At 43.0% G+C, this 11,968-nt stretch carries 7 protein-coding genes; 6 read left to right on the top strand and 1 reads right to left on the bottom strand.

Annotated features, from left to right (window positions below):
* Window positions 1–9 precede the first annotated feature (9 nt).
* The 5 genes from guaB to tadA all read left to right on the top strand — a co-directional run bounded on the left by guaB (window position 10) and on the right by tadA (window position 5,431).
* A complete protein-coding gene (gene guaB, locus H5164_RS03345; protein ID WP_124016866.1) occupies window positions 10–1,482 on the top strand; it encodes an IMP dehydrogenase in 1,473 nt (490 codons plus the stop codon).
* A 103-nt stretch (window positions 1,483–1,585) separates the two neighbouring features.
* On the top strand, window positions 1,586–3,163 hold the full coding sequence (gene guaA, locus H5164_RS03340) for a glutamine-hydrolyzing GMP synthase (protein ID WP_124016867.1): 1,578 nt from the start codon (window positions 1,586–1,588) through the stop codon (window positions 3,161–3,163).
* A gap of 634 nt (window positions 3,164–3,797) precedes the next feature.
* Window positions 3,798–4,337: a hypothetical protein gene (locus H5164_RS03335; protein WP_182754802.1), complete on the top strand. Its 540-nt coding sequence runs from the start codon at window positions 3,798–3,800 to the stop codon at window positions 4,335–4,337.
* Entirely contained in the window at window positions 4,337–4,666 is a 330-nt protein-coding gene (locus H5164_RS03330; RefSeq protein WP_182754800.1) for a hypothetical protein, read from the top strand. Before H5164_RS03335 ends, H5164_RS03330 begins: the two co-directional genes overlap by 1 nt.
* A gap of 213 nt (window positions 4,667–4,879) precedes the next feature.
* Window positions 4,880–5,431, top strand: a complete 552-nt coding sequence (tadA, locus tag H5164_RS03325; RefSeq protein ID WP_404948418.1) for a tRNA adenosine(34) deaminase TadA — start codon at window positions 4,880–4,882, stop codon at window positions 5,429–5,431.
* A gap of 305 nt (window positions 5,432–5,736) precedes the next feature.
* On the opposite strand, the gene mltF is transcribed toward tadA, so the two are convergent.
* Window positions 5,737–7,161 carry a membrane-bound lytic murein transglycosylase MltF gene (gene mltF, locus H5164_RS03320; protein ID WP_124016870.1) on the bottom strand — a complete coding sequence of 475 codons (1,425 nt, stop codon included), beginning with the start codon at window positions 7,159–7,161 and terminating at the stop codon, window positions 5,737–5,739.
* Window positions 7,162–7,516: 355 nt separating this feature from the next.
* Here mltF and purL point away from each other — a divergent pair, with 355 nt between their 5' ends.
* Window positions 7,517–11,398 (top strand): phosphoribosylformylglycinamidine synthase, encoded by a 3,882-nt coding sequence (gene purL, locus H5164_RS03315; RefSeq protein WP_182755231.1) that lies wholly within the window; start codon window positions 7,517–7,519, stop codon window positions 11,396–11,398.
* Window positions 11,399–11,968 lie beyond the last annotated feature (570 nt).

Raw genomic sequence — 11,968 nt, 5'->3', positions numbered from 1 at the left:
GATGTTGCCATGCTACGTTTACTGAAAGATGCACTAACTTTTGACGATGTATTGTTAGTTCCTGCCCACTCGACTGTACTCCCTAATACCGCGGTTCTTAAAACTCGTTTAACCAATAAAATCGAATTAAATATTCCACTTGTGTCTGCTGCTATGGACACTGTGACTGAATCTCGCCTTGCTATCGCGATGGCGCAAGAAGGTGGTTTAGGTTTTATTCATAAAAATATGAGTATTGAGCAGCAAGCCGAAGAAGTCCGAAGAGTTAAAAGTTATGAAGCCGGTATTGTTCAAGATCCCGTCACTGTAACGCCAGCAACCACCTTAACCGATTTACGCTTATTAACAGAACGCAATGGTTTTGCCGGTTATCCCGTCGTTAATGATGCGCACGAGCTGGTGGGTATTATTACTGGCCGTGATGTACGTTTCGTGACCGACTGGAGCAAAACCGTTGCTGACATGATGACCCCAAAAGATCGTTTGGTCACAGTGGCTGAAGGCACCAAGCTCGATGAAGTGCAAAAATTAATGCATTCTCATCGTATTGAAAAAGTCTTAGTGGTTGACGGTAACTTCAAACTTAAAGGCTTAATCACTGTTAAAGATTTTGAAAAAGCTGAGCGCAAGCCAAATGCATGTAAAGACGAATTAGGTCGTTTACGTGTTGGCGCTGCGGTTGGTGCAGGTCCTGGTAACGAAGAGCGTGTTGATGCCCTTGTTAAAGCGGGTGTAGACGTATTATTGATTGATTCATCTCATGGTCATTCAGAAGGCGTATTACAGCGTATTCGTGATACTCGAGCTAAATACCCAGATTTACAAATTGTTGGCGGTAACGTCGCAACCGCTTCAGGCGCACTTGCGTTAGTAGAAGCTGGTGTTAACGCCGTTAAAGTTGGTATTGGCCCTGGTTCAATTTGTACGACTCGTATTGTGACGGGTGTTGGCGTTCCACAGATTACTGCAGTTTCTGATGCAGCTGAAGCTGTGCTTGCGTTAGGCATTCCTGTGATTGCTGATGGCGGTATCCGTTTCTCTGGTGATTTAGCTAAAGCACTTGCTGCAGGTGCATCATGCATTATGGCCGGTTCTATGTTCGCTGGTACTGATGAGGCTCCAGGTGAAACCGAACTTTATCAAGGTCGTGCATATAAATCATACCGTGGCATGGGCTCACTTGGCGCAATGGGCCAAACTCAAGGTTCATCTGATCGTTATTTCCAAAGCGACAATGCTGCCGATAAGTTAGTCCCTGAAGGTATTGAAGGTCGTGTGCCTTACAAAGGTAAGTTGAAAGAAATTATTCATCAACACATGGGCGGCCTACGTTCATGCATGGGCTTAACCGGTTGTGCCACCATTAAAGATTTAAATGAAAAAGCACAGTTTGTAAAAGTGACTTCAGCAGGTATGGGTGAGTCTCATGTTCATGACGTGACCATTACCAAAGAAGCACCAAACTACCGTTCTGGTTCATAATTACTGTGAGGACGACATTTGTCGTCCTTCTGTTATTAGCGTTAATTTGCCCGTATCGATGTGATACGGGGTATTACACTTAATCAATATGTAAAGGTTACCCATGAGTAATATTCACGATCATAAGATTCTAATCCTCGATTTTGGTTCTCAGTACACTCAGCTTATTGCGCGTCGTATCCGTGAAATTGGTGTGTATTGTGAGTTATGGGCCTGGGATGTGAGCGAAGCGCAAATTCGTGAGTTTGCCCCAAATGGTATTATTTTAGCCGGCGGCCCAGAAAGTGTTACAGAAGACAATTCTCCTCGAGCTCCAGAATATGTTTTTACTGCTGGAGTACCTGTATTAGGTATTTGTTATGGCATGCAAACCATGTCTGAACAACTTGGTGGTAAAGTCATTAAAGGCGTGGGTGAAGGCGAATTTGGCTATGCTCAAATTGAATTGCAAACCACGTCAGCCTTATTCAAAAGTATTGAAGATGCTGTCAGTGCTGAAGGCAAACCACTGCTTGATGTGTGGATGAGCCATGGTGATAAAGTCTCCGCTATTCCTGAAGGTTTTGTGACCGTTGCTAAAACAGCTACGTGTCCGTTTGCCGCGATGGCAAATGAAGAGAAAGGTTTTTACGGTGTTCAGTTCCACCCTGAAGTGACTCATACTCGTCAAGGTCAGCGCATGCTAGAGCATTTCGCGTTGGAAATTTGTGCCTGTAAAGCCAATTGGAAACCATCATCAATTATTGAAGATGCGATTGAGCGCCTTAAAAAGCAAATCGGTGACGATGAAGTTATTCTTGGTTTATCAGGTGGTGTTGACTCATCAGTGGTGGCGATGCTGCTTCACCGCGCGATTGGTGACAAGCTAACGTGTGTGTTTGTTGATAACGGCTTATTGCGTTTAAACGAAGCGGACCAAGTGTTAGAAATGTTTGGCGATCATTTCGGACTCAATATTATTCACGTTGATGCTGAAAACCGTTTCTTAGATGCCATGGCTGGCGAAGCAGAACCTGAAGCTAAGCGTAAAATTATTGGTCGGGTGTTTGTTGAGATTTTTGATGAAGAATCAAAGAAATGCGCGAATGCTAAATGGCTAGCTCAAGGCACTATTTATCCTGATGTGATTGAATCAGCGGGCAGTGCAACCGGTAAAGCTCATGTGATTAAGTCGCACCACAATGTTGGCGGGCTACCTGCCGATATGAAGATGGGTTTAGTTGAGCCACTGCGTGAGTTATTTAAAGATGAAGTGCGTAAGATTGGTTTGGAATTAGGCCTACCTTACAACATGCTTTATCGTCATCCGTTCCCTGGACCAGGTTTAGGTGTTCGTGTACTTGGCGAAGTGAAAAAAGAATATTGTGATTTATTGCGCAGTGCAGACGCTATCTTTATTGAAGAGCTACACAAAGCTGATTTGTATAATAAAGTGAGCCAAGCCTTTACCGTATTCTTGCCAGTTCGCTCGGTAGGCGTAATGGGTGATGGCCGTAAATATGATTGGGTTGTATCGCTACGAGCGGTAGAAACTATCGACTTTATGACCGCGCATTGGGCACATCTACCATATGATTTCTTAGGTCGCGTTTCAAACCGCATCATCAATGAAGTCGATGGTATTTCACGAGTGGTGTACGATATATCAGGTAAGCCGCCAGCAACGATTGAGTGGGAATAATGTCATCTCACACAATAGCGAGTGCTAACTTGCAATAAGTGATATTTAAGCCCATATTTTTATGGGCTTTTTTATTTTTATTTTCTGAACATTTTTATTCGCACCAAGCCGCTTTAATAGAATATGACTCTGGGAATGATTTTTCGTTACCTTGGTATCTTCAATGTCTTACTGCTCATGTGGTATATCCAACATCTTGCTAATCATCCATCAGTGACTTCCAGCCAAACATAATGGTTTTTCGGTTAGCTTTTCGCACATAATTAAGTTTTATTACGATAGGCTTAATTAATGGTATCTACATGAACTATATATAATTTAATCTATGTATAGAATGCTGTCTCATGAACTCAGCCCGTGTTACATTGCCAAGGATTTGCAGCGCTTTGGGACGTGTCATGCTTTGAAACATAGGTTTGCTCAGGTCCGCGCTGACCCCCCCTATACAAAGGGTGTTATTTTGAATATTGACACTGGAGTAGAGCTATTTTTAGCCTCAAACTGAAGCGGTAATCAATGAATACGGCTTTGATTTATCATGTCAGTGCGAACGGAGTCTAGGTGATGGGTTATCTCACCCCGCTTAGCTAAATTAACGTCACTATCAATGGCCTGAATTGGAAAATTAAGACTTATGCAACCAATGATAAAACAAAAATTAATAGCGACTTTGGTGTCTTTAACCATACTGATCCCGGCAATGGCATCAGCACAAGAGATCCCAAAGCGGTTTCAACCTACTCTAGATGCCTTTCTTGAGGCTGCCAAATCGGAATGTGCAGCATTAGACAACGGCATATTCGAGGTTGTGGATGGCGGCATTCAATTTTACGCAGATTTCAATCAAGACGGTATCAGTGATCCTATCATCGACACCCGCGCGTTCAGTTGCTCAAGTTCTGCCACGCTGTTCGACGGTGGAACAGGCGGACATTATATTAATGCATTTGTTTCGGATGATGACAAGAGCTATAAACAATTCCAGTTTCTTGCCCAAGACAGTGCGGTTGTTGCACTCGGCGCTACGGCAGTATTAGTGCTCAAGCACCATGGCACAAGTTGCAACCTTCAAGGACTCAGCCCCTGTTTTGCAGCTTATAGCTGGGCAGAAGGCAAGTTTAATACTGCTAATGCAATCATTCACCCACAACAGCAAACAGGAATCGATAAATAATGCCCTCTGATATAGCAAGCGACCCTAATGTATGGACAACAGGGGAGTTAATTAACATAGCACTGTTCGCAATACTGTATTTGAGTTGTTTAACATTCGCTATCCGCAAGACTTTACAAAAAGATCATGGCCGTTTTTACTTTATGGCTTGCGCTGTATTGGTGGTGGTTGGCACGCTCGCTATGGTATTAGAGCCATTTAATTCAACGATGAGTGGTGAGATGCCACCACAAGCTGGTCTCGGAGCTTGGGTCATGTTTCTCGGTTTGTTTGGCACCATTGCCGCTATTGTCTGGGGAGTTACTCGTCGAGTCTTTAGTCAACGCTAAGCCGTGTTTTATACTCAAGATTGCGGGGGGGTGAGTTATAGCAGCACCTGCGCTATCAAAACGACTGCCTAATCCTAGTTTAGTGATAGCTCTTTATGGCAGTAGATACCTTCTAGCGGGGTAAAAAAAGGGGTGTTTGATACCATTTGCTATGCAAAATTCAGGTTATAATAAGCCTGTATGACAATGACCTAGGGCAGTAGAGTGACAAATATTTTAAAGGCAGACCTTGCTGCCAACTCCATCACTGATATTGAGCATGACACTCAGCAAGCCATTGATGAAAAGTGGATTCGGTTAGCCATGCAACTAGCTGAACAAGCAGAATTAAAAGGTGAGGTGCCTGTCGGTGCCGTATTGGTAAAAGATGATGTGTTAATTGCCAGTGGCTGTAATTTAAGTATTTTAAATCATGATCCCACAGCTCATGCTGAAATGGAGTGTATTCGCCAAGCGGGTAAGGTATTAGAAAATTATCGTATGCTCGACACTACTTTGTATGTCACTTTAGAGCCTTGCACTATGTGTGCAGGTGCCATGATCCACAGTCGTATTGCTAGAGTGGTGTACGGTGCCGATGATTTAAAAACCGGCGCGGCGGGTAGTGTGATCAATTTGCTGCAACACCCTGTTTTTAATCACCAGCTTGACGTGACATCAGGTGTGTTAGCAGAAGAGTGCGCTTCACAATTAAGCGCTTTTTTTAAGCGGCGTAGGGCAGAAAAAAAAGCACTCAAAAAGTTAGAGAGAAACTCAACTAATTGAGTGGCATATTTTTCTGTGGTTAACGTGAGATTATGATTCGGTTTGTACCAACAAAAAATGTGCACGTTGACGATTTTGAATACGGGTTTTGTGTACTTTAAGCATGACACGACGTCGTGACATGGTATTGCTTATCGCTCTTCTTCTCATATCGTGATCCTTTCATATTGGGTAACCTCATTGAGGTTACTGATAAACAGCATACTTTACAGTAGGCTTTCTAACGACAGATTCGGTTCCATACTACCTTATATTGATGACGATTGTCGGTCAGCTTGATGACGATAACCGCATCGATAGCACAATTATTGTGCTGATACCTTGGTTTTATCTGCAGCCTCTTCTGCAATCACTTCAACTTGATCTTGGATAACATCAATTTTCTTGGTTTGATTATCAATCCAAACTAAGGTGTCGTAGTAACGGCGAATACTGTCGACATAATGCACCGCTTCACTTCCGCGAGCGTAGCCATAGCGAGTTTGCTTGTAATATTTAGCTTGCTGCAGCAAAGGTAATACTTTTTTGACATCACGCCATGCACTGGGATCCATTCCCATCGACTCTGTTAACCGTCGCGCATCTTCAACATGACCTAAACCGATATTATAAGATGCCAGAGCGAACCAAATCCGTTGAGCTTCAGGAATTCTGTCTGGCAATCTGTCCATCATATCTTTTAAATAAAATGCACCACCACGAATACTCTGCTCTGCATCTAAGCGATCATCTACACCAACATAAGCCGCGGTCGGTTGGGTCAGCATCATCATACCTCTGACACCAGTTGGTGAGCGTGCGCTTGGGTTCCAATGTGACTCTTGATAACTGGCAGCGGCTAATTTACGCCAGTCTAACTCACCTGAATACTGCTCAAAAAAACTACGGTATTCAGGGAGGATATTGTCAATGGCACGAATAAAGGCTCGTGTGTCGACATAGTCAAAACGTTTCACATGACCAAAATATTTTTCGTTTAAATGTTCAAGGGTGCCGGCACGTCTTTCTTGATGCCAAAAGGCCAGGAGTTGGCTCATTAAGCGGTCACTATTTCTCGGCGGTAACAGCCACACAACTTCAACTTTTTCTTCTAAAATCATTCCTGCGCGTAACTCAGGTAAAAAACGCTGGTTGATCAATAAACTATTTGAATCTGAAATGGTGTAGTTCAATTCTCCGTTGGCGATTAATGCAAACAGTTCTTCATTGTCTTTGTCATTAACTTGGTTCCACATCAATTCAGGATAGTCTTTTTGCAGCTTAGTTAAGGTATTGACCGAAGAGGAGTTCGCCATCACGGTAATTTCACCCGACAGAGTGCCAATATCTTTGGGTTCTGGAGTACCTTCTCGATACACCAATACTTGATTAACTTTATATAAGGTCGGTCCAAGTTTAAATTGTTGACTGCGGTTGGGGGTTTTTGCGATGCCAGCAGCAATAATATCAATCTTGTTTTCTTTTAATGCAGCAAATAATTGTTTGCGATTGGTGTATGGGATCATCTCTAGCGGCACGGCTAAATAATCGGCAAAGCGCTGGGCCATTTCAAAGTCGAATCCGCTTTCACCCTGATCTGAATTTAAATAAATCTGTGGACCATATAATGTCCCAACCTTGAGTACGGTCCGTTTTGGGGCAGGCGCAGCAATGTCAACCTCATGAATATCAACAGGTTGACAGGCGGATAGCATCCCGCAAAGTAAGATGATGAATAAGGTTTTGATCATATTTATTAATTGGTTATCTTAAGTTGTTTCGTTAATGTCACCAGAGTAATGCATGAGAAACGAATATAATTCCGGTTGAATAGCCTTTAAATATGTAGGGGAGTTTAGGTGTTTTTGGTTACTTTATCAGGAGTTTTCCTAAACGCCTATAGTTGGACAAATAACCCGCTTTTAACGTCGGTTTATTGAACGACAGTAAAGTCGCTGTGTCATAAATATGCATAAGCACAATTGTGGATATTTTCCCTATCAGGAAACACTGTTTTCACGGGTGCTTAAAGGTGATTTGTACTGTGCAATTCCTTATAATAGCGCCAATTCTGACCCAATATAATTTATAAGGTGAATAGACGTGATTGAGATCATTCGCGGAGCCCCAGCACTATCTGCATTTAGAGTTCAAAAACTCATGGAGGCTTGCGAAAATGCAGCACTTCCAGTATCTCAAATTTATGCTGAATATGTTCATTTAGCTAATTTGAGTGAGCCACTAGATGATAATGAGCGTCTACAGTTAGAAACTATTCTTACCTATGGACCCGCTATTGAGTCGCATGCTCCACAAGGTACTCTATTATTTGTTACTCCACGTCCTGGCACCATTTCTCCTTGGTCTTCTAAAGCAACCGACATCGCACACAACTGTGGTTTGGGCAAAGTAAAACGCCTTGAGCGTGGTATGGCTTATTATGTTGAAGCTTCAGAATTAACCGCAGAACAACAAAAACAACTGCAAGGTTTATTACATGACCGTATGGTCGAAATCATATTGCCTGAGTTTGAAGCGGCTGAGGTATTATTTGCCCGCACAGAACCGGCAAAATTTAGCAGTGTTAATATTCTTGCTGAAGGCCGTCGTGCCTTAGAAGTCGCTAACGTTAAGTTAGGTTTGGCTCTTGCTGATGATGAAATTGACTATTTAATTGAAAACTTTGTTCGTTTAAAGCGTAATCCTAACGACATCGAATTAATGATGTTTGCTCAAGCAAACTCAGAGCATTGTCGTCACAAAATTTTTAATGCAGATTGGACAATCGATGGCGAAGTGCAGCCAAAATCGTTGTTTAAAATGATTAAGAATACTTTTGAAGTCACTCCTGATTACGTGTTGTCAGCTTATAAAGATAATGCCGCTGTGATGACAGGTTCGGTTGCGGGACGTTTTTTCCCAGACCCTGATGGTATTTATAATTATCACACAGAACCAATGCACATCTTAATGAAAGTCGAAACTCATAATCATCCTACTGCAATTAGTCCTTATCCTGGTGCTGCTACTGGTTCTGGTGGTGAAATTCGTGATGAAGGCGCTACTGGTCGAGGTTCTAAGCCTAAAGCGGGTTTATCTGGTTTTACGGTTTCTAACTTAAAAATTCCTGGATTTGTGCAACCATGGGAAGGGAATTACGGTAAACCCGATCGTATTGTGACTCCACTTGAGATCATGCTTGAAGGCCCACTTGGTGGCGCTGCATTTAATAATGAATTTGGTCGTCCTGCGATTACGGGATATTTCCGCACTTATGAACAATTAGTGTCTAGTCATAACGGTGTTGAAGTCCGTGGTTACCATAAGCCGATTATGATTGCCGGTGGTTTAGGCAATATTCGCGAAGAACATGTGCAAAAAGGTGAAATCACGGTTGGCGCTAAACTCATTGTGCTTGGTGGGCCTGCAATGAACATAGGTTTGGGCGGCGGTGCTGCATCTTCTATGGCATCAGGTCAGTCTAGCGAAGATTTAGATTTTGCTTCTGTACAACGTGAAAATCCAGAAATGGAACGTCGCTGTCAGGAAGTGATTGACCGTTGCTGGCAGCTAGGTGACACCAACCCTATTCAATTTATTCACGATGTGGGTGCCGGCGGATTATCGAACGCATTCCCTGAGTTAGTGAATGACGCTGATCGCGGTGGTGTGTTCAATTTACGCAACGTTCCCTCTGACGAGCCAGGCATGAGCCCGCTCGAAATTTGGTGTAATGAATCTCAAGAACGTTATGTGCTATCGGTTGCGCCAGAGAATTTACAGCAGTTTGCTGATATTTGTGCCCGTGAACGCGCTCCATTTGCAGTGGTTGGTGAAGCGACTGCAGAGATGCATTTAACGCTTGCCGACAGTCACTTTAATAACAAACCGATTGATTTACCGCTCGAAGTTTTATTAGGTAAAGCGCCTAAAATGAGTCGTGATGTGGTGTCGGTAAAAGCGGTATCACCGGCATTAGATCAATCTAAGATTGAATTAAAAGATGCGGTTAAGCGTGTTTTAACTTTGCCAACCGTAGCCGATAAAACTTTCCTAATCACCATCGGTGACCGTTCAGTGACGGGATTAGTTAACCGCGACCAAATGGTCGGTCCATGGCAGGTTCCGGTTGCTGATTGTGCGGTAACCGCATCAAGTTATGATAGCTACAGCGGTGAAGCGATGTCGATGGGTGAACGAACGCCATTGGCTTTACTCGACTTTGATGCTTCTGCGCGTATGGCGGTTGCTGAATCGATCATGAACATTGCTGGTACTGATATTGGCTCGTTTAAGCGCATTAAGCTTTCGGCTAACTGGATGTCACCGGCGGGTCACCCTGGTGAAGATGCCGGTTTATATCAAGCTGTTAAAGCCATTGGCGAAGACCTTTGTCCAGAACTTGGTATCACTATCCCTGTCGGTAAAGACTCTATGTCGATGAAAACCGCATGGGAAGATAGTGGTATACAGAAAACGGTAACATCGCCTATGTCATTAGTTATCACCGCTTTTGGCGTGGTACAAGACATACGTAAAACCGTGACGCCACAACTTCGCAGTGATAAAGGTGACACTACATTATTAATGCTGGACTTAAGCAATGGCCAAAATCGTTTAGGGGGTTCTTGTTTAGCGCAGGTTTACAGTGAGCTAGGTGATATTGCACCGACATTAGATGTTACCGCTAACTTAGCGGGCTTCTTTGAAGTCATGCAGCAATTAGTGGCTGAGCAAGCGGTTATGGCATATCACGACCGCAGCGACGGTGGTTTATTTACCACTTTAGTGGAAATGGCCTTTGCCGGTAATACTGGGTTAACTATTGATTTAGCCAGCTTGAATGGTACTGATTTAGAACGTTTATTTAACGAAGAACTGGGTGCTGTCATTCAAGTTGGTGTTGCTGATGCTAAAGCCATTGCCGCGCAATTTGCGGCTAAAGGCGTAGCTTGTCATCACATCGGTGGTTTACAAGCCGATGACAAGATTAGCATTAACGATGGCCAGCGAGTGATATTTACTGATAGCCGTACTGCACTGCGCACTATGTGGTCAGAAACCACCTATCGCATGCAAGCACTTCGTGATAATCCAGAATGTGCACGTGAAGAGTATGAGCTTAAACAACAAGCTGATGCACCTGGTTTAACGGTAAAATTAGGCTTTAATCCAAGTGAAGATGTAGCCGCACCTTATATTCTTAAAGGTGTCGCACCTAAAATGGCTATTTTACGTGAGCAGGGCGTTAACTCTCATGTCGAGATGGCAGCCGCTTTTGACCGTGCCGGTTTTGAAAGCCGCGACGTGCACATGTCGGACATTTTATCTGGGCGTATTAGCCTTGAAGAGTTCCAAGGCCTAGTGGCTTGTGGCGGATTCTCTTATGGTGACGTATTAGGTGCTGGTGAAGGTTGGGCTAAGTCGATTCTGTTTAATGATCGTGCTCGCGATGAGTTTAGTCGTTTCTTCGAACGTGATTCAAGCATCGCCCTTGGTGTGTGTAATGGTTGTCAGATGTTATCTAATCTGAAAGAAATTATCCCAGGAAGTGAGCATTGGCCGCGCTTTGTGCGTAACCGCTCTGAGCGTTTTGAAGCTCGATTCAGTTTGGTTGAAGTGCAACAAAACCCATCGGTATTTTTTGACGGCATGGTCGGTTCTCGTATGCCTATCGCAGTATCACATGGTGAAGGCTTAGTTGAGTTTGCTAATGCTCAAGCGTTAGCTAATGCCGAAGCATCGGGCACTATTGCACTGCGTTATGTTGATGGCCATGGTCAAATTGCGACTCAGTACCCTGAGAACCCTAATGGTTCAGCGAATGGTCTAACCGGTATTTGTACCACGGATGGCCGAGTGACAATTATGATGCCGCATCCTGAGCGTGTATTCAGAACCGTTGCCAATTCATGGCATCCAGATAACTGGGGTGAAGATAGCCCTTGGATGCGCATGTTCCGTAATGCTCGAGTCAAGATCGGTTAATTTCAAATTAACTATCTAGTTTAGATAAAGTAAAAAGGCGACTCATTTGAGTCGCCTTTTTTATTGGTTAATTCGTTTTATCAACTAATGGCTTTGATGTCGTTGAATAAATAAAACCCCCATAGAGTAGCTCTATGGGGGTTTAGTTTCGCTATAGATAGATAATAACGATTGTCGCTTAATATGATTTCTGCGCTAACAAAAACATCTACTAAACAGGGTATAGATAAAAAAGTGAGCGATCTTATTTCACTTCTTTAGCAGTAAACATTTCAGTAAAAACGCGTTTGTACAAGTTGGCAATATTTTCGAATAATTGAGTCATAGCACTTCTCTTTAGGTTAGGTCACTGGAATTAAGACGACGACTCATCGTGCAACCACTGTTCGTTTTCTTAACTGTGTGGAAATTATACAGTTACCTTATTGCTGGCTCAAACGAGAAAAAATGATTCTTGTCATTAGTTAATCTAATGGTTTATTGGCGTGGTTTTTTTATATTTATTATATTTAAATTGTAAATTATTGATTATGAGCATTTAATTTAATTAATTTAAAATTAACATTATTT

Source organism: Shewanella sp. SG41-3 (genome assembly GCF_014164545.1).
GTDB classification, from domain to species: Bacteria; Pseudomonadota; Gammaproteobacteria; order Enterobacterales; family Shewanellaceae; genus Shewanella; species Shewanella vesiculosa.
This window is presented reverse-complemented; position numbering and strand designations above follow the sequence as displayed.

What these genes read in the sequence shown, in the direction of transcription:
- guaA (WP_124016867.1), top strand. Translation starts at nt 1,586, where the DNA reads ATGAGTAATATTCACGATCATAAGATTCTAATCCTCGATTTTGGTTCT.
- H5164_RS03335 (WP_182754802.1), top strand. Translation starts at nt 3,798, where the DNA reads ATGCAACCAATGATAAAACAAAAATTAATAGCGACTTTGGTGTCTTTA.
- guaB (WP_124016866.1), top strand. Translation starts at nt 10, where the DNA reads ATGCTACGTTTACTGAAAGATGCACTAACTTTTGACGATGTATTGTTA.
- mltF (WP_124016870.1), bottom strand. Translation starts at nt 7,161, where the DNA reads ATGATCAAAACCTTATTCATCATCTTACTTTGCGGGATGCTATCCGCC.
- H5164_RS03330 (WP_182754800.1), top strand. Translation starts at nt 4,337, where the DNA reads ATGCCCTCTGATATAGCAAGCGACCCTAATGTATGGACAACAGGGGAG.